This window comes from Nonomuraea sp. NPDC049637 (assembly GCF_040675235.1).
Taxonomy (GTDB): Bacteria; Actinomycetota; Actinomycetes; order Streptosporangiales; family Streptosporangiaceae; genus Nonomuraea.
Window position 1 is genome coordinate 143,962 of sequence record NZ_JBFAOM010000016.1, and the last position, 17,423, is coordinate 161,384.

The following is a 17,423-nucleotide window of genomic DNA, read 5'->3' on the forward strand; positions in this document are numbered from 1 at the left end:
GTTTCGTCGCCTTCGTGGGGGCGGGTCCTGGTGACCCCAACCTGCTGACGCTCCGCGCCGCCGAACTTCTCGGCAAGGCGGACGCCGTCGTGCTCGACGACGAGCAGTCCGGCCCGCTGCTCAAGCACTGCCGCGAGGGCGTCGAGGTCGCCGAGGGCGACTACGTCCAGCGGGCCAAGGCCGGGCAGCTCGTGGTGCGCCTGTGCGCGGGCGACCCCATGTTGTTCTCCTCGATCGACGACGAGGTCGCGGCCTGCGTGGCGGCGGAGGTGGACTTCGAGATCGTGCCCGGCGTGCCGCCCGCGACCGCGGTGCTCACCTACGCCGGCATCCCGGCGGCCACGGCCGTGCCCGAGTTCCGCGTCGTCGACGCCGCTCAGGAGCAGGACTGGTCGTCCCACGCCGCCACCCGCGGCACGCTGGTGATCTACAACGGCATCGCCGAGGCCGTCGCCATCGGCAAGGCGCTGATCGCCGGCGGCAAGCCCGACACCACGCCGGTCGCCGTCAGCAGCGGCGGCACCACCACCGAGCAGTACACCGTCGTGTCCTCGCTCGGCCGGCTGCAGGCCGACCTGAAGCACGCCGGGTTCACCGAGCCCGCGCTGATCGTGGTCGGCGAGGCCGTGGGGCAGCGCGAGCGGCTGTCGTGGTTCGAGACCAAGCCGCTGTTCGGCTGGCGGGTGCTGGTGCCGCGGACGAAGGAGCAGTCCCGCAGCCTGTCCGAGCAGCTCGTGGCCTACGGCGCGGTGCCCGAGGAGGTGCCGACCATCTCGGTCGAGCCGCCGCGCACGCCGCAGCAGATGGACCGCGCCATCAAGGGCCTGGTCACCGGCCGGTACGAGTGGGTGGCCTTCACCAGCGCCAACGCCGTCAAGGCGGTGCGCGAGAAGTTCGAGGAGTACGGGCTCGACGCGCGGGCCTTCGCCGGGCTCAAGGTGGCCGCCGTGGGCGAGGCCACCTCGCGGGCCCTGGTCGAGTTCGGCGTCAAGCCCGACCTGCTGCCCTCGGGCGAGCAGTCCTCCGAAGGGCTCGTGGCCGAGTGGCCGCCCTACGACTCGATGCTCGACCCGATCAACCGGGTGCTGCTGCCCCGGGCCGACATCTCGACCGACACGCTGGTGGCCGGGCTCACCGAGCTGGGCTGGGAGTGCGACGACGTGACGGCGTACCGGACGGTGCGCGCCGCGCCGCCGCCCGCGCCCATCCGCGAGGCGATCAAGGGCGGCGGCTTCGACGCCGTGCTGTTCACCTCGTCCTCCACCGTGCGCAACCTGGTCGGCATCGCGGGCAAGCCGCACAACGTCACCGTCATCGCGGTGATCGGCCCGCAGACGGCCAAGACGGCCGAGGAGTTCGGCCTCCGGGTCGACGTCATGTCCGACAAGCCATCCGCATCAGCCCTGGCCGCAGCGCTGGCCGAGTTCGGTGCCAAGCAGCGCCAGGCGGCCGTGGCCGCGGGTGACAGCCCGCGCAGGCCCTCCCAGAACCGCCGTGGCGCCAGGAGGAGAGCCAAGTGAGCGCCCAGTACCCCGTCGCACGTCCCCGGCGCCTGCGTCGCAGCCAGGCGCTGCGCCGGATGGTGTCGGGCACGCGGCTGCACGCCGCGGACCTGATCCTGCCGCTGTTCGTCAAGGAGGGCATCGACGCGCCGCAGCCGGTGGCGTCCATGCCGGGCGTGTCCCAGCACACCCGCGACTCGCTGCGCAAGGCCGCGCACGACGCGGCCGAGGCGGGCGTGGGCGGCCTGATCCTGTTCGGCATCCCCGCGGTCAAGGACGCGACCGGGTCGGCGGCCGACGACCCCGACGGCATCCTCCAGGTCGCGCTGCGCGAGGTGACCGCCGAGGTCGGCGACGCCCTCGTGGTCATGGCCGACACCTGCCTCGACGAGTTCACCGACCACGGCCACTGCGGGATCCTGACCCCGTCCGGCGAGGTGGACAACGACGCCACGCTTGAGCGTTACGCCTCCATCGCGCTGGCCCAGGCCGACGCAGGCTCCCAGATGATCGCGCCGAGCGGCATGATGGACGGCCAGGTCGGCGCCATCCGCGCCGCGCTCGACGGGGCCGGCCACGCCGACGTCCCGATCCTGTCCTACTCCGTCAAGTACGCCTCCGCCTTCTTCGGCCCGTTCCGCGAGGCCGCCGAGTGCGCGCCGCAGTTCGGCGACCGCAGCACCCACCAGCAGGACCCGGCCGGTCCGCTGGAGGAGGCGCTGCGCGAGGTCAGGCTCGACCTGGCCGAGGGCGCCGACGCCGTCATGGTCAAGCCGGCGCTGGCCTACCTCGACGTCATCACCCGGGTGCGCGACGCGGTCGACGTGCCGGTGGCGGCCTACCAGGTGAGCGGTGAGTACGCGATGGTCGAGGCGGCGGCGGCCAACGGCTGGATCGACCGCGACCGGACGATCATGGAGTCGCTGGTCGCCATCAAGCGCGCCGGCGCCGACATGATCCTCACGTACTGGGCGACGGAAGTGGCGCGCCAGCTCTAACCAAGGGGTTTCCCGTCAACTCCTGAGGCGTGTGCGTTAGAGTGCGATGACAAGTGCTGGTGTGTCCCGCGGTGTGCGAACGGCCCGGAGCCGGGACCTCCTCAGGCGCTGACTCGACGGGAGACACCATGGTGGGGGTACCACTGGCTCGGCGTACCAGAAAGCGGTCGCGCCCGACACGCATCGATTCCGTGCTGGAGTACGCGTCCCTGGGCTGGCCGGTCGTGCCGGGTGCCTATCCGCTGCGGCACGGCCCGCGCGCGTGTTCGTGCGACCGCGTCGGCTGTCCCGACCCCGGCGCCCATCCGCTCTCGCCCGCCTGGCACATGCAGGCCACGACGGACACGACGCTGCTCACCCGCTGGTGGGAGAGCGAGCCGGAGGCCGGCGTGATCCTGCCCACAGGGCGCGTGTTCGACGTGTTCGACGTACCGCTCGCCGCCGGCCTGTCGGCCCTCACCAGGATCGACGCCGCCGGAGCCCACCCAGGCCCGGTCGCCGCTCAAGGCGACCGGGTCTTGTTTTATGTGGCCACCCGCGGCAATCCCGAGGACGAGGACGAGTGGTGGTCCTGCCAGCTCGACTGCGACCCGGCCACCATCGACGACACGCCGGGCCTGCGCTGGCACTGCCGCGACAGCTACGTGCTCGCGCCGCCCTCGATGCTGCCCTCGGGCCAGCCGGTCTCCTGGCTGCGGCCCCCCGACGGCCGTCCGCTGCCCGACCCGCTGCGCATCCTGGAATGGCTCGCCGACTGAGCACGCCCCGCGGCGGGGGCACGGACCTGCGGGACTAACCTGGGTCGGGTGAGCCGTACACAGAACTCCGAAGGTCTTTTCACCCGCGCCAGGGAAGTGGTGCCCGGCGGCGTCAACTCGCCCGTGCGCGCATTCGGCGCGGTGGGCGGCACGCCGCGTTTCATGGCCTCGGGCCAGGGGCCGTACATCACCGACGTCGACGGCAACCGCTACGTCGACCTGGTCTGCTCCTGGGGCCCGATGATCCTGGGCCACCGGCATCCCGCGGTCGTCGAGGCCGTCTCCGGCGCGGTCGCGCACGGCTTCTCCTACGGCACCGCCACGCCGGGCGAGGTCGAGCTGGCCGAGGAGATCGTCGCCCGGATGGCGCCGGTCGAGAAGGTGCGCCTGGTCAGCTCCGGCACCGAGGCGACGATGAGCGCGGTGCGCCTGGCGCGCGGCTTCACCGGGCGGTCCAAGGTGATCAAGTTCGCCGGCTGCTACCACGGGCACGTCGACGCCCTGCTGGCCTCGGCCGGGTCGGGCGTGGTGACGTTCGGGCTGCCGGACACGCCCGGGGTGACCGGGGCGTCGGCGGCCGACACGATCGTGCTGCCGTACAACGACGTGCAGGCGGTGGAGGAGGCGTTCGCGGCCGCCGAGATCGCCTGCGTGATCACCGAGGCGTGCCCGGCGAACATGGGCGTCGTCCCGCCGCGCGACGGGTTCAACGCCCGGCTGCGCGAGCTGTGCACGGCCAACGGCGCGCTGCTCATCGTCGACGAGGTGCTGACCGGCTTCCGCGTCTCCTCCGCCGGCTGGTACGGCCTCGACCCGGTCGACGCCGACCTGATGACGTTCGGCAAGGTCATGGGCGGCGGCCTGCCCGCGGCGGCGTTCGGCGGCCGGGCCGACGTGATGGCCTTCCTGGCTCCGGAGGGCCCGGTCTACCAGGCGGGCACGCTGTCCGGCAATCCGCTGGCCTGCGCCGCCGGCCTGGCGACCATGCGCGCCCTCGACGCCGACGCCTACGCGCGCATCGACGCCGCGGCGCTCGCGGTGGGCGACGCGGCGGCCGACGCGCTGGCGAAGGCGGGCGTGCCCCACCGGTTGCAGCGTGCCGGCAGCCTGTTCTCGATCTTCTTCGCCGAGGGCGAGGTCAGCAACTTCGACCAGGCCAAGGCGCAGAACACGGTGGCCTTCACCGCGTTCTTCCACGCGATGCTCGACCAGGGCGTCTACCTGCCGCCGTCGGCGTACGAGGCGTGGTTCCTGTCGGCCTCGCACGACGACGAGGCGCTCAACCGGATCGGCGAGGCCCTGCCGGCAGCGGCGAAGGCGGCCGCGGCGGTTCTGTAGCGCGGCGCGGTCTGGTGCCGGCGTACAGCACGCCGGCGACGATGAGGGCCGCGGCCAGGACCTCGGTCCAGGAGAGGGGCTCGCCGGCCGCCAGCGCGGCCGACGACATGCCGAACACCGGCACCAGCAGCGTGTACGGCGCCACGGTCGAGGCGTCGTACCGGCGCAGCAGCCAGCCCCACACGCCGAACCCGCCGAGCGTCGAGACGAAGGCCACGTAGGCCAGCGACAACCAGCCCTCGGCGGGGGCGGCCAGCACCGGCGGCCCCTCGACCAGCAACGACAGCAGCAGGAGGGGCGGCGCCGAGAAGGCGCTCACCCAGACCATGAACCGCAGCGAGTCCGGCGGCGCGGCCCTGCGCTGGACCACGTTGCCGAGCCCCCAGGCCGCGGCGGCGGCCACGCACAGGGCGAACGCGCCCAGCGGGCCGGACACCCCGAAGTCGAACGCCACCAGGGCCAGGCCGCAGAAGGCGACCGCCAGGCCGAGGACGCGACGGGCGGTGAGCCGCTCGCCGAGCAGCGTCACCGCGAACAGCACGGTGAACAACGCCTGCATCTGCAGGACGAGAGAGGTCAGTCCGGCCGGCATGCCCGCTCGCATGCCCACCAGCAACAGGCCGAACTGACCCACTCCGAGAGTGGCCGCCACCCCGGCGACCCAGCGCCACGGGACTCCGGGCCGCCCCACGATCAGCAGGGCGGGGAACGCCGCCAGGGTGAACCTGATCCCCGCGTACAACAGGGGAGGGAAGTGCTTCAGGCCGACCTGCATGACGACGAAGTTGAAGCCCCACACGGCCGCGAGGCCGACGGCTAGGGCGAGGTGGCGGGGGCTCACGCAGAGCGGGTCTTCTGGTACCGGTTGCGCTGCTCGCGGGCCTGCTCGGCGAGGACCTTCAGGTACGAGGTGGAACGGGTCTCGGGCTTCCTGCTCTTAATGATTCGCATGCATATATTTTCATCTGCTTCAGATACAAGGACAAGCGAGACTTTCTACGCTAAACCCTTTAGTCTGGCTTACATGTTGGACCTGAACCGGCTCAAGGCCCTTCACGCCGTGCACGTGTACGGGTCGGTCGGCGCGGCGGCCGACGCGCTCATGGTCACCCCGTCGGCCGTCAGCCAGCAGATCGCCAAGCTGGAGCGGGAGACCGGCGCCCGGCTCATGGAGCGCAACGGCCGCGGCGTGCGGCTGACCGACGCCGCCGGCCTGCTCGCCGAGCACGCCGAGCGCATCCTGGCCCTGGTCGAGACCGCGGAGGCGGACTTCGAGGCGCTGCGCGGCGAGGTCGTCGGCCGGCTCAGCATCGCCGCCTTCGCCACCGCGACCCGCGGCCTGATGCCCGGCGCGCTCGTCCAGCTCAAGAGGCACCACCCCGACCTGCACGTGCAGCTCTACGAGCGCGAGCCGGAGCGGGTGCTGCGCGAGGTGGCCAGGGGCGAGCTGGACCTGGGCGTGATGCAGGACTGGCTCAACCGGCCCATCGCCATGCCCGAGGGCCTGTCCAGGGCCACGCTGCTCGACGACGTGGCCGACGTCGCCATCCCGGCCGGCCATCCGCTGGCCGGGCGCAGGGAGGTGGGGCTGGCCGAGCTGCACGGCGAGCGGTGGATCAGCTCGTCGCCCGGCACGGTCTGCCACGACTGGCTGGTCTTCACGCTGCGCAACGCCTCGCTGGAGCCGGAGATCGCGTGCATGGCCGACGAGTACCCCACCCAGCTCGCGCTGGTCGCCGCCGGGCTCGGCTGCGCGATCGTGCCGCGCCTGGGCCGCGACTGCGTGCCCGACGGCGTGCGGCTGGTGCCGATCATGCCGCGGCAGACGCGCCGCATCTACGCGGTGTGGCGCACCGACGCGGCCCGCCGTCCCGCGATCAGGGCCACGGTCGAGGCGCTGATCGGCGTCAGCCGCGAACAGGAGAACGCCTGGGCGGTCAACTGAGCACCCAGGCGCGCAGCCGGCCCTGCACCCGGCCGCGCACCCGCCCGACCCGCGCTCAGCTGAGCGCGATCGCCACCACGCCGCCGAGGATCACGCCCGCCGCCAGCAGCCGCCGCCGCAGGTCGCCCTCGGCCAGCAGCCGCCCGCCGAGCAGCACCGCGATCAGCACGCTCACCTCGCGCGCCGGCGCCACCACGCTCACCGGCGCCATCGTGAACGCGACCAGCACCAGCAGGTACGACAGGAAGATCAGGAACGCCGCTCCCACGATCCGCGACCGGTGCTCCCGCCACACGGCCCCGACCAGCCGCCGCCTGGCCCCGGCGACGAACGGCGTGAGCGCCAGCGCCCGCCCGACCTCCCCGAGGTAGTTGAGCATGATCGGCGCCACCGCGAACGCGCTGACCACCTGCGAGTCCCACACCGTGTACCCGGCGATGAACAGCCCCACGACCAGCCCCGACGCCAGCCCCCGCAGGTCGCCCCGCCCGGCCGCGCCGCCGCTCATCATGAACACCCCGACGCCGACGAGCACGATCCCGGCCACGCCGGCCGGCGCCGGGTGCTCGTCCAGGAACAACACGGCGACCAGGCTGGCCAGCATCGGCCCCGTCCCGCGGGCGACGGGGTAGACCAGCGACAGGTCGCCGGCGCCGTAGCCGCGCTGGAGCAGCACGAAGTACCCCAGGTGCAGGGCCGTGCTGCCGCCGATCACCGCCAGGTCGCCCCACGACAGCCGGGCGCCCGTGACCAGCAGGAACCCCGCGAACAGCGGGCTCCACACCACCATGGCCACGACCCCGACCAGCCAGAGGAAGACGATGCCGTCGGCCTGGGCCGCCTTCTTGCTCAGCAGGTTCCAGGTGGCGTGCGCGACGGCGGCGACGAGAATGAGGACCAGCGCCCAAGGGCTCATCCGGGCGACTCCTTCCAGCGGTGACGGAGAGGAGCCTCCAGGCTTTTGTCCCGTCAGCTGTACGGCCCGGCGGGCCGCGGCGCCGCTCGGACCTGTCTTCCGGCCCTGGTTGTGTGACGGGGGAGGCGGACCGGACGCGGAACCCTAGGCGCAGTCGTCCCGACCATACCTGCGCGCGAAATGCCGGACCAGGCAGCCCCTGACTATGACCGGCATCGAAACGGATAGGCTGTGGCACACCATGGCTGAAACGACCGTCGTCCACCTTTTGCGCCACGGTGAGGTGCACAATCCCGGCGGCATCCTGTACGGCAGGCTGCCCGGCTACCACCTGTCCGACACCGGCAGGCTCATGGCCGAGACGGTCGCCAAGGCCGTCGGCGGCCGCGACATCGTCGCGATCCACAGCTCGCCGCTCGAACGCGCGCTGGAGACCGCGGCCCCGCTCGCCGACAAGCTCGGCCTCGACGTGACCGAGGACGACCGCCTGCTCGAAGCGGCGAACATGCTGCAGGGCCGTCCGGTCGGCCAGGGGCTGGCCATCTTCCGCAACCCGCGCAACTACCGCTATTTCTGGAACCCGCTGCGCCCGTCGTGGGGCGAGGCGTACCCGGCGATCGTGGCGCGCATGAAGGCGGCCGTCGACGACGCCAGGGCGGCCGCGCGCGGGCACGAGGCCGTGCTGGTCAGCCACCAGCTCCCGATCTGGACGATCAGGATGGCCGCCGAGGGCCGCCGGCTCTGGCACGACCCGCGCCGCAGGCAGTGCGCGCTGGCCAGCCTCACCACCTTCACCTTCGAGGGCGACCGCCTGGTCAGCGTCGGCTACAGCGAGCCGGCCGGATCGCTGAGTTCGGGGCCGTCGGTACCAGGGGCCTGATGTCGGGGCCATGTCTGCCCGCCGGTAGAGTTGCAAGCTCTACCGGTTGTAGTACAAGGAGATCATCCTCCGTGCGCGCGACGTCCATCTCCCTCGTTCTCCTGGCCGCGCTGGCCGCGGGCTGCGCGGCCAACCAGAGCGGGCAGCCCCAGGTGGGTGACACCCGGTTCGTCGCGGGCGACGGCAAGATGCAGGTCTTCGACGCCGCCGACCGCAAGGCGGCCCCGCCGGTCGAGGGCCCCACGCTCGACGGCGGCACGGCCTCGCTGGCCGCCCACAAGGGCAAGGTCGTGGTGATCAACTTCTGGGCCTCGTGGTGCGGCCCGTGCCGGGCCGAGGCGCCGGTGCTCAAGGAGGTCGCCGCCAAGACCAAGGGCGACGTGCAGTTCCTCGGCATCGACTTCAAGGACCGCCAGGCCGACGCCCTCGCCTTCGAGCGCACCGAGCAGACCGGCTACTCCCACATCTTCGACCAGCCCGGCAAGGTCGCGCTGTCCTTCCAGGGCACCGTGCCGCCCGCGGCGATCCCGTCCACGCTGGTCATCGACAAGCAGGGGCGCATCGCGGCCAGGGCGCTCGGGGCGGTCAAGTACACCGACCTGATGAACACGGTGACCAAGGTGCACGATGAGTGACGTCGTCGCCTCGGGCTCGTTGCTGCTCGCGGTGCCGATCGCGCTGCTGGCCGGGGTGGTGTCGTTCCTGTCGCCGTGCGTGCTGCCGCTGGTGCCGGGCTATCTGTCGTACGTCACGGGCATGAGCGCCGACCCCAAGCGGGGGCGGCTGGTGCTCGGCACGGTGCTGTTCGTGGCCGGGTTCGCGCTGGTGTTCGTGCTCAGCGGCGCGCTGTTCGGCGGGCTCGGCTCGATCATGCTGGGCAACGCCCAGGTCATCACGCGGGTGCTCGGCGTCCTGACGATCCTGCTCGGGCTGGCCTTCCTCGGCGTGCTGCCCGGCCTGATGCGCGACGTGCGCATCCACAAGCTGCCGGCCGCGGGCCTGGCCGGCGCGCCGCTGCTCGGCGTGGTGTTCGGCCTGGGCTGGACGCCGTGCATCGGCCCCACGCTGGCCGTCGTGCTCACGCTCGGGCTCAACGAGGGCAGCGCCTCGCGCGGCGCCCTGCTGGCCGTCGCCTACGCGCTGGGCCTCGGGCTGCCGTTCGTGGCCGCCGCCCTGGCCTACAGCAAGGCGCTGCGCACGTTCCAGGCCGTGCGCAGGCACACCCGGCTGATCACCAGGATCGGCGGGGGCATGATGGTGGCCGTCGGGCTGCTGCTCGTCACCGGACTGTGGGGTGCGATGATCGCGGCCATGCAGGGGCTCATCGGCGCGTTCGAGCCGGTGATCTGATGAGCGTCGACGAGCTGGTGCGCGAGGAGCGCGAGCCGCGGCAGGCCGGCATGGGGCCGGTCGGCTGGCTCCGGTGGGGCTGGCGCACCCTCACCTCGATGAAGACCGCGCTGATCCTGCTCTTCCTGCTGGCGCTCGGCTCGATCCCGGGCTCGCTGGTGCCCCAGCGCAGCGTCGAACCCGACAAGGTGGCCCAGCTCTACCAGCAGAATCCGACCCTGGCCGAGTGGTACGACCGGTTCCAGCTCTTCGAGGTGTTCACCTCGGTCTGGTTCGCCGCCGTCTACCTGCTGCTGTTCACCTCGCTCGTCGGCTGCATCATCCCGCGCACCGCCACCTACCTGCGCGAGCTGCGCCGCAAGCCGCCCGCCGCGCCCAAGAACCTGTCCCGGCTGCCGCACTCCGACTCCTTCGAGGGCGACCTCACCGTGGAGGAGGCCGCCGGGCGGCTGCGCAAGATGCGCTTCCGCGTCGTCACCGGCGACGGCTGGGTGGCCGCCGAGAAGGGCTACCTGCGCGAGACCGGCAACCTGTTCTTCCACGTCGCGCTGCTCGGCATCCTGCTCGCGGTCGGCTTCGGCTCCCTGTACGGCTACCGCGGCAACGTCCTGGTCGTCGAGGGCGACGGCTTCGCCAACACGGTGGCCGCCTACGACAGGTTCATCCCCGGCAGTCAGGTCTCGGCCGAGTCCCTCCAGCCGTTCTCGTTCGAGCTGACCGACTTCAAGGCCACCTACCAGGTCGAGGGCGACAAGAAGGGCCAGGAGCTCGACTACTCCGCCTACCTGAAGGTGCACGACCGGCCCGGCGCGCCCGCCCGCGACTACGAGCTCAAGGTCAACGACCCGCTGGAGGTCGACGGGACGCAGACGTACCTGATCGGCCACGGCTACGCACCCGTCTTCAAGGTCACCGACGGCAAGGGCCAGGTCGCCTACGAAGGGCCCGTGGCCTGCCTGATCGACCAGAAGGCCACGCTGACCTCGTCGTGCGTCGTCAAGGCGCCCGACGCGCAGCCGTCCCAGCTGGGGTTCCTGCTGCGTTTCCTGCCCACCAGCGTGCCGCTAACCGACGGCACCTACGCCTCGGCCTTCCCCGGCGAGCTCCAGCCGCAGGTGCAGCTCCTCGGCGGTTACGTGGGCGACCTCGGCATGCGGTCGGGCAAGCCGCAGTCGGTCTACAAGATCCTGCCGGACGAGCTCGACGGCAAGGTCGTCCCCGTGGTGCGGGGATCGTTCGCGACCAAGCCGCTGTCGGTGGGGGAGTCCGCCGAGCTGCCCGGCGGCGCGGGGAAGCTGGAGTTCACCGGCGTCAAGGAGTGGATCACGCTCCAGACCGCCTACGACCCCGGGCGGGTGCCCGCGCTGGTCGCCGCTGCCGTCGCGGTGGTCGCCATCGCGCTGTCGTTGATGATCCGCCGCCGGCGCGTCTGGGTGCGGGTCAGGGAAGGGCGGGTCGACGTGGGCGGCCTGACCCGTACCGAGGGCTCCGCGGCGGGCTTCGCCGAGGAGTTCGCCGAGATCGTCAAGGCTCTATCAGCAGGAGAACAGCATGTCCGCTGAGCAATTGGCCGGGCTGAGCGACAACTTCGTCGTCGGCGCCGTCCTGCTCTACATCATCGCCATGGTGGGCTTCGCGATGGAGCTGGCCTTCGGAAGGGCCGTCCTGGGCAAGGCGGCCGTGAAGCGGGCCGCCCGGCAGCCCGTCACGGTCGGCGCCCCCTCCGACGGCGACGCCGCCACCGAGGCCGAGGCGCCCGTCGCCGAGCCCGTGCCCGTCATGGCGGGCGGGGCCAGGGCCGGGCGGGTCGCGCTCGTGCTGGCCTGGATCGGGTGGGCCGCCAACCTCGGCGCCATCATCACCCGCGGCCTGGCGGTCGGCCGGTGGCCGTGGGGCAACATGTACGAGTTCGTGGTGGCCATCTGCTTCGCCGCCGTGACCGCGTTCCTGTTCACCCAGGTCCGCCAGAACGTGCGGTTCCTGGGCGCGTTCGTCATGATCGCCGCCACGCTCGGGCTCGGGTTCGCGGTCAAGGTGCTCTACACGGCGGCCGGTCCCGTGGTGCCGGCGCTGAACTCGTACTGGATCGCGATCCACGTCACCGCGGCGATCCTGGCCAGCGGGCTGTTCACGCTGGCCGGCGTGTCGGGCGTGCTGTTCCTGGTGCGCGGCGAGGGGCTGTCGCGCCTGCCCAGCCGCGACGACCTGGAGCGGGTGGCCCACCGCGCGATCGTGCTGGCCTTCCCGCTGTGGACGTTCGCCGTCATCGCCGGCGCGCTCTGGGCCGACCGCGCCTGGGGCCGATACTGGGGCTGGGACCCCAAGGAGGTCTGGTCGTTCATCACCTGGGTGGCGTACGCGGCCTACCTGCACGCCAGGGTGACCGCCGGCTGGCGGGGCAGGGCCGCCATGATCGTGCAGCTGCTGGCGTTCGGGTGCCTGATCTTCAACCTGGTCGGCGTCAACATCTTCATCTCCGGCCTGCACAGCTACGCCGACGTCAGCGGTTAGTCCTCGCCGCGCATCCGCCGGTCGAGATCTCTCAGGAAGTCGGGGTCGTCGTCCGGGCCCTTCGGCGCGCCCGGGCCCGGCGGCACCGGCCACGGGTCGCGCTCGGCCCTGGGCCGCCCGCGCAGCATCCAGATCACGCCGCCGAGCAGCGGGACCAGCACGACGATGAGGACCCACAGCGCCTTTGGTACGTTCCGGACCTCTTCCTCGGGTGCGGTGATGACGTCGAAGAGCGAGAAGAGCCAGAAGGCCAGCAACGCCAGGCCGATCAGAACACCTGCCATGCCCGAACTGTAAGCCATCCGCGACGTGATCGTGTCGGACGATGTCCCGTTTCGGATGACTAGGGAAGATCAGCGTCGTACCGTGGAACCCGGTTCGCCATGGAAGCGGCGTGAAGGGGTGCGATGGCCTTTTCTCACGACAAGGGCCGACATCGGCGCGGCCGTTGGTGGCGCCGCGGGTCGTACCTCTTCTCGCGGCGTGACGAGGCTCCTCCGGACGCGGACCGTTCCTTCTGGTCCCGGCGGAGGGAGAGCCGCCCCGAGGTCCCGAGAGAGCAGCTCAAGGGCGCGGAGCGGCGCAGGGAGCAGCAGCCGGAACGGTTCGCCCGTCCGGGCGACCCCCAGCGGCGCGAGGTCACCTGGGACGGCCTCTCGCTGCGCGAGCGCGCAGCCCGCCTGCCCGCCGCCGTCGCCGAACGCCCCCGCTACACCTGGTACGACTTCGAGCTCGACGACACGCCGCCGAGGGCCCAGCCCAACAGGCCGGAGGCCCCCTCCATCGGCGACGGACTGCGCCACTGCGGCAAGCTGGAGAAGATCCTCCACCGCCAGTGGGACGCCCGGCACGGCCCGCCCTCCAAGGACGCCGTACGCGCCGTGGAGAGCCTGGCCCGGCTGCCCGACCGGCTGAAGGAGCTGCTGGCCGCCGGCCTCGAAGGCATCTACGTCGGCCCCGGCGGCGTCCCCGACCTCGACGACATGGGCTACTTACGCGGCGCGCCGCTCCCGTCCGGCCGGGCCACCTGGGACATCTGCGCCGGCGCGTACGGCGACCGCAAGATCGTGGTGGGCGACCGCCCCTCACCCACGCCGGACGTGATGATGCACGAGGTCGGCCACGCCATCGACGACCTGGACTCCTTCCACGGCGAATGGGTGTCGGACTCGCCGGAGTTCGTCCGGCTCTACGAGAACGCCTTCCCCAAGCTGGCCTCGACCTTCCACCGCCAGGGCAACGGCCTGGGCCGCAAGGAGTTCTTCGCCGACGCCTTCGCCGCCATCGCCGCCCGCCAGCGCCCGGCCCTGGTCGACATGCTCGGCGGCGACACACGGATGGCGCTCGACGTCATGCTCTTCTTCAACCGGCGCTACGGAATCTAGGTGATCACCCATGTACGTCATCCGGCTCGCTGACGGGACCCTGCGCGTGCCGCAGAGCCTGACCAGCGAAGACGGGCGTCTGATCGGCAACGCGTACGTGGACGTGCAGCCCGGCGATCCCGACTACGACAAGTGGCTGCCCGAGTCGGTGACCGAGGAGGAGGCGGCCGAGCGCCGCAGTCGCTGGGAAGAGGAGAACGACGACCTCGAACGCGAGTTCCTGGCCTTCAAGGCCAGCCAGGAGGACGTCTGAGAAGGACAGACGCCAGCCACGGTCGGCGGTTGGCGCCGCCCCGTGCCTGCCCTCGGGAAGTGTGGCCCGCAGGCATGCTCGTTCACGGCCTCACGAGATGAGGCGAATAGAGGTCCCGCCAGCGGTGATCCTGGCGGATCTCAGGATCACCGACTAGACGGAACGTCACACGCGCGGGGACTCACCTGCTGGCCTGTCGGCCGTGAGAACGTCCTCGCCTCGAAGAAGGGCGTGCACTTCCGACTCGCGGAAGCGCCGGTGCCCTCCGGGGGTGCGGATACTGCTGATGCGGCCTGCCGCAGCCCAGCGCGTAACCGTCTTTGGGTCTACCCGGAAGAGGGCGGCAACCTCTCCTGGGGTCAGCAGACGCTCGCTGCTACTCTCCACCAATCTCTCCCCCTCGCATCCCGCTTCCTGCCAGCGGGCGGACAGGTAACCAGTGTGTCGAGCGAAGCCTGATTTATCCGTGGTTTTCGACAAAGATCACGGGTTGTTATCAGCTGACTGCCCGATTGTTATATGATAGAGCCTCTTTGGGGCTCTCGTGGGTGTTTCTTTACGAAACACCCTTACTGGAACAGTAGCAGCGCTCGCGTCCGATGCGAAGAGCGACCGCTACGCAGGGACGAGTAACCTCGAACCTGTGCATCCCGTTCTCGTTTACACCGCGTCGCGGATCGCCCTGTTTGTCGTGACCCTGGGTGTTCTGTACCTCGTCGGCCTGCAAAACCCGCTGTTCCTGCTCGCGGCCGCTTTCGTCATCAGCGGCATAGCCAGCTACGTGCTGCTGTCGAAGCAGCGTGACGCCGTCAGCGCCCGCCTCAGCGGCCGGATCGACCGGCCGGAGCCGCAGGACGACTAGGGCAGGGGGAACATGCCAATCCGGGCATGGTACTCCCGTCCGAGTCGCGTTGTGTCACTACCGACTAGTAGGCCGGTCTTGTGCGCCAGAAATGCCTTCACGCCGATGCCCCGCTCACGGCCGGGATTCCAGGCGAGCGCCTTTCCCGTGCGCGGATGAATGGCGCCGATGCCCTCGCGGGGCACCGCTCCCGGGCCGGCCGAGTCGCGGCCCTGCGGGTTGTCCAGCCAGCGCTGGTGGCCGCCGACGTACACCGCTGAGCCGGTGACCGCCACCGCGTAGAGCGAGTCGCCGCCGGTGGCGTTGGTCCAGGTCGGCCTGGCGTCCGGGCCTGCGGCGTACGTCTCGAACCGGGCGGCCGTGTCGCACATGCGGCCCTTCGGGCCCCCGGTCGTGACGACCACGAAGGAGCGGCCGTCGGGGGCGAAGTCGAGGCCGCGCACGTAGGAGGGGAACGCCTCCGCGCAGCGCTGCGCGTAGACCTCGGTCCGCCAGTCGGCGACCCTGGCCACGGGCCCGCTGACGTCGATCAGCCCGAGCTGCGGCCGGGACCGCCCGCCGAGCGTGGTGAACGAGCCGTCGACCGCCAGCCGGCCGCCCGACAGGGCGAGGGCCTGGACCTTCACCCTGGACGTCAGCGGCTCGCCCGGCGTGACGGCGAAGCCGGGGTCGGCCACGCCCGTCGCGGCGTCGAGCCCGGCCAGGGCGATGCGCGGCCGGACGAAGTCGCCGCCGACGTAGAGCCTGGAGCCGTTCCTGACCAGGGTCGTGACCATGCCGCCCTCGATCCGGGGCAGGAAGCCGTCGACGAGCTGCCCGTCGGCGACGCTGATCCGGGCGAGCGCGCGGGCGCCGACGTTGTTGACGCCGGGGAAGGCGCCGCCCACGTAGACCGTGCCGTGGTCGCCGGCGGCCAGCCCGTAGACCGGCCCGGCGACGGACGGCGCGAAGTCGCGCAGGATGCGGCCGGTCGCCAGGTCGTAGGCGAACAGGTTGGCCCGGCGCAGCGTGTACGTGCGCCCGGCATCGCTGACCTCGCTGAACGAGCCGCCGACGACGACGGTGCCACCGACCAGCGCGATGGCGTTGACGATGCCGTCGAGGACGTGGGGGGTGTTGTCGACCGGGTCGGCCGAGACCACGCGGGGGTGCGCGACGGGGGCCGAGGCGATGATCGCCGCAAGGGCGACACGGGCAAGCATTCACCAACAACTAGCAGACGTTCGGTAGCGGTGCCGCTACTTTGCGTGAATTGCCGCAAGGGCCTGGCTCGCCGGCGGCCCGGCGGCGGCTGGTCAAAGGCCGTAGTGGGGGCTGGTCAAAGGCCGTAACGCCCGGCGAATACCCCCCTGGCCGCGTGAGTACTCTTGTCCGCATGACGCGCGCTCAGTTGGACAAGCAGCCGGACGAGGTCGCCGCGATGTTCGATCGCACCGCCCGGCGCTACGACCTGGTCAACGACGTGGCCTCGCTGTGGCAGGTCAGGCTCTGGCGCAAGGCCGTGGCCGCCGCCGTCGACGCGGGGCCCGGCGAGGTCGTGCTCGACCTGGGAGCGGGCACCGGCACCTCCACCGACAGCTTCACCAGCCTCGGCGCCCGCGCGGTGGCCTCCGACTTCTCCCTCGGCATGTTGCGCACGGGCGTGCAGCGGCACGGCGGCAACTCGCTGAGCGGGCCCGGCATCCCCTTCGTGGCCGGCGACGCGATGCGGCTGCCGTTCGCCGACGACGTCTTCGACGCGGTGACGATCTCGGTGGCGCTGCGCAACGTGCACGACACCTCGCAGGCGCTGCGCGAGATGCTCCGCGTGACCCGGCCGGGCGGCCGGCTGGTGATCCTGGAGTTCTCGCACGTCACGTTCGGGCCGTTCGACCTGGTCTACCGCGAATACCTGATGCGGGCCCTGCCCAAGGTGGCCAAGGTGTTCGGCTCCAACGACGACTCCTACGACTACCTGGCCGAGTCCATCAGAGACTGGCCCGACCAGCGGACGCTGGCCCGGACGATCAGCGACGCCGGCTGGGAGCGGGTCGCCTGGCGCAACCTGACGATGGGCATCGTCGCCGTCCACCGGGCGTTCAAGCCCGCCTGAGCCGCTCCGGCCACGGGCGGGCGGTCATGGCGAAAGTTCCTGGAATCGTTTTCCGTCTTTTGCCGGAGGGAAATTCTCGCCGGATGACGACAGGGCCTCTTTCCGGTTGCCGTCGGCCTTTGTGGGCATATCTCGCGATTTCTCGGAAGGGATCCAGGGATCGGAGAAAGCCCGCCGCCACCGCAAGCCCGCCGCCGAGCGTCCCGCTCACCGGCCGAACGCCGGATCCGGGCCAGGACGGGCCGCCGGCGAGGGTGACCCTCGCCGAGGAAGAGGAAGACGGCCTTCTTGGCCGGGCGCGCTCTGCCAACGGCACAACAATCGTAACGGCATGGTTATCGTGGCGTGTCTTGCAGGCTCGGCCGATCTTCTGTTGGCTACCGTCATTGGTCCAGACCAATGAGACTCGGGAGGTAGTCCGTCCGATGAGCGGTCCCACTGTCTCGCCGGACGGATGGCGCAGGAGCAGTCTCAGCGCGGCCGCCGGCGACTGCGTCGAGTTCGTCGGTGGAGTGCGCAACGCCGAGTTCGAAGTCTGACGTTCCCGTGCCCGGCCCTTCGTTGACGACGGAGGGCCTTGTCGTGTCCAGGATCCGTACCCCGACTGCCACTATGTACAGGAAAAGCAGTAGA

20 protein-coding genes are annotated in these 17,423 nt (G+C 71.3%); 15 read left to right on the top strand and 5 right to left on the bottom strand.

Annotation, left to right across the window (positions count from 1 at the left end; all coding sequences use genetic code 11):
• Window positions 1-14 precede the first annotated feature (14 nt).
• The 4 genes from AB0J71_RS23270 (at window position 15) to hemL (ending at window position 4,596) form a co-directional block, all read left to right on the top strand.
• Window positions 15-1,520 (top strand): bifunctional uroporphyrinogen-III C-methyltransferase/uroporphyrinogen-III synthase, encoded by a 1,506-nt coding sequence (locus tag AB0J71_RS23270; RefSeq protein ID WP_352322533.1) that lies wholly within the window; start codon window positions 15-17, stop codon window positions 1,518-1,520.
• Window positions 1,517-2,500, top strand: a complete 984-nt coding sequence (gene hemB / locus AB0J71_RS23275) for a porphobilinogen synthase (protein WP_364415919.1) — start codon at window positions 1,517-1,519, stop codon at window positions 2,498-2,500. Before AB0J71_RS23270 ends, hemB begins: the two co-directional genes overlap by 4 nt.
• Window positions 2,501-2,628: 128 nt before the next feature.
• Entirely contained in the window at window positions 2,629-3,258 is a 630-nt protein-coding gene (locus AB0J71_RS23280; RefSeq protein WP_352322531.1) for a bifunctional DNA primase/polymerase, read from the top strand.
• A gap of 48 nt (window positions 3,259-3,306) precedes the next feature.
• Window positions 3,307-4,596 (top strand): glutamate-1-semialdehyde 2,1-aminomutase, encoded by a 1,290-nt coding sequence (hemL, locus tag AB0J71_RS23285; RefSeq protein WP_364415921.1) that lies wholly within the window; start codon window positions 3,307-3,309, stop codon window positions 4,594-4,596.
• On the opposite strand, the gene AB0J71_RS23290 is transcribed toward hemL, so the two are convergent.
• Complete coding sequence (locus AB0J71_RS23290) at window positions 4,538-5,437, bottom strand: EamA family transporter (RefSeq protein WP_364415923.1); 900 nt, start codon at window positions 5,435-5,437, stop codon at window positions 4,538-4,540. The two genes, hemL and AB0J71_RS23290, sit on opposite strands and share 59 nt — an antisense overlap.
• Before the next feature lie 183 nt (window positions 5,438-5,620).
• Here AB0J71_RS23290 and AB0J71_RS23295 point away from each other — a divergent pair, with 183 nt between their 5' ends.
• Window positions 5,621-6,541, top strand: coding sequence for a LysR family transcriptional regulator (locus AB0J71_RS23295; RefSeq protein ID WP_352322528.1), 921 nt, complete (start codon window positions 5,621-5,623; stop codon window positions 6,539-6,541).
• Between the two features lie 55 nt (window positions 6,542-6,596).
• On the opposite strand, the gene AB0J71_RS23300 is transcribed toward AB0J71_RS23295, so the two are convergent.
• Window positions 6,597-7,457, bottom strand: coding sequence for a DMT family transporter (locus AB0J71_RS23300; RefSeq protein ID WP_352322527.1), 861 nt, complete (start codon window positions 7,455-7,457; stop codon window positions 6,597-6,599).
• 241 nt (window positions 7,458-7,698) lie between these two features.
• Here AB0J71_RS23300 and AB0J71_RS23305 point away from each other — a divergent pair, with 241 nt between their 5' ends.
• The 5 genes from AB0J71_RS23305 to ccsA all read left to right on the top strand — a co-directional run bounded on the left by AB0J71_RS23305 (window position 7,699) and on the right by ccsA (window position 12,198).
• Window positions 7,699-8,337 carry a histidine phosphatase family protein gene (locus AB0J71_RS23305; RefSeq protein WP_352322526.1) on the top strand — a complete coding sequence of 213 codons (639 nt, stop codon included), beginning with the start codon at window positions 7,699-7,701 and terminating at the stop codon, window positions 8,335-8,337.
• A 71-nt stretch (window positions 8,338-8,408) separates the two neighbouring features.
• Window positions 8,409-8,972, top strand: a complete 564-nt coding sequence (locus AB0J71_RS23310) for a TlpA disulfide reductase family protein (RefSeq protein WP_364415925.1) — start codon at window positions 8,409-8,411, stop codon at window positions 8,970-8,972.
• Window positions 8,965-9,687 carry a cytochrome c biogenesis protein CcdA gene (locus AB0J71_RS23315; protein WP_352322524.1) on the top strand — a complete coding sequence of 241 codons (723 nt, stop codon included), beginning with the start codon at window positions 8,965-8,967 and terminating at the stop codon, window positions 9,685-9,687. Before AB0J71_RS23310 ends, AB0J71_RS23315 begins: the two co-directional genes overlap by 8 nt.
• Entirely contained in the window at window positions 9,687-11,249 is a 1,563-nt protein-coding gene (locus tag AB0J71_RS23320) for a cytochrome c biogenesis protein ResB (protein WP_352322523.1), read from the top strand. Before AB0J71_RS23315 ends, AB0J71_RS23320 begins: the two co-directional genes overlap by 1 nt.
• A complete protein-coding gene (ccsA, locus tag AB0J71_RS23325) occupies window positions 11,239-12,198 on the top strand; it encodes a cytochrome c biogenesis protein CcsA (protein WP_352322522.1) in 960 nt (319 codons plus the stop codon). The genes AB0J71_RS23320 and ccsA overlap by 11 nt, the downstream gene beginning before the upstream one ends.
• On the opposite strand, the gene AB0J71_RS23330 is transcribed toward ccsA, so the two are convergent.
• Complete coding sequence (locus AB0J71_RS23330) at window positions 12,195-12,482, bottom strand: PLDc N-terminal domain-containing protein (protein ID WP_352322521.1); 288 nt, start codon at window positions 12,480-12,482, stop codon at window positions 12,195-12,197. The genes ccsA and AB0J71_RS23330 overlap by 4 nt on opposite strands.
• Before the next feature lie 123 nt (window positions 12,483-12,605).
• Between AB0J71_RS23330 and AB0J71_RS23335 the strand changes: the two genes are divergently transcribed.
• Entirely contained in the window at window positions 12,606-13,583 is a 978-nt protein-coding gene (locus AB0J71_RS23335) for a hypothetical protein (protein WP_352322520.1), read from the top strand.
• Window positions 13,584-13,593: 10 nt separating this feature from the next.
• Window positions 13,594-13,836, top strand: coding sequence for a hypothetical protein (locus tag AB0J71_RS23340; protein WP_352322519.1), 243 nt, complete (start codon window positions 13,594-13,596; stop codon window positions 13,834-13,836).
• 165 nt (window positions 13,837-14,001) lie between these two features.
• Here the strand turns inward: AB0J71_RS23340 and AB0J71_RS23345 are convergent, their stop codons facing one another.
• Window positions 14,002-14,223 carry a BldC family transcriptional regulator gene (locus tag AB0J71_RS23345; RefSeq protein WP_026214226.1) on the bottom strand — a complete coding sequence of 74 codons (222 nt, stop codon included), beginning with the start codon at window positions 14,221-14,223 and terminating at the stop codon, window positions 14,002-14,004.
• A 256-nt stretch (window positions 14,224-14,479) separates the two neighbouring features.
• Between AB0J71_RS23345 and AB0J71_RS23350 the strand changes: the two genes are divergently transcribed.
• Window positions 14,480-14,698 carry a DUF4229 domain-containing protein gene (locus AB0J71_RS23350; protein ID WP_352322518.1) on the top strand — a complete coding sequence of 73 codons (219 nt, stop codon included), beginning with the start codon at window positions 14,480-14,482 and terminating at the stop codon, window positions 14,696-14,698.
• On the opposite strand, the gene AB0J71_RS23355 is transcribed toward AB0J71_RS23350, so the two are convergent.
• Window positions 14,695-15,900 carry a hypothetical protein gene (locus AB0J71_RS23355; protein WP_364415927.1) on the bottom strand — a complete coding sequence of 402 codons (1,206 nt, stop codon included), beginning with the start codon at window positions 15,898-15,900 and terminating at the stop codon, window positions 14,695-14,697. The genes AB0J71_RS23350 and AB0J71_RS23355 overlap by 4 nt on opposite strands.
• 173 nt (window positions 15,901-16,073) lie before the next feature.
• On the opposite strand from AB0J71_RS23355, the gene AB0J71_RS23360 reads away from it, so the two are divergent.
• Window positions 16,074-16,790, top strand: coding sequence for a demethylmenaquinone methyltransferase (locus tag AB0J71_RS23360; protein ID WP_352322516.1), 717 nt, complete (start codon window positions 16,074-16,076; stop codon window positions 16,788-16,790).
• Between the two features lie 425 nt (window positions 16,791-17,215).
• Window positions 17,216-17,329 (top strand): DUF397 domain-containing protein, encoded by a 114-nt coding sequence (locus AB0J71_RS23365; protein ID WP_352322515.1) that lies wholly within the window; start codon window positions 17,216-17,218, stop codon window positions 17,327-17,329.
• Window positions 17,330-17,423: the final 94 nt, after the last annotated feature.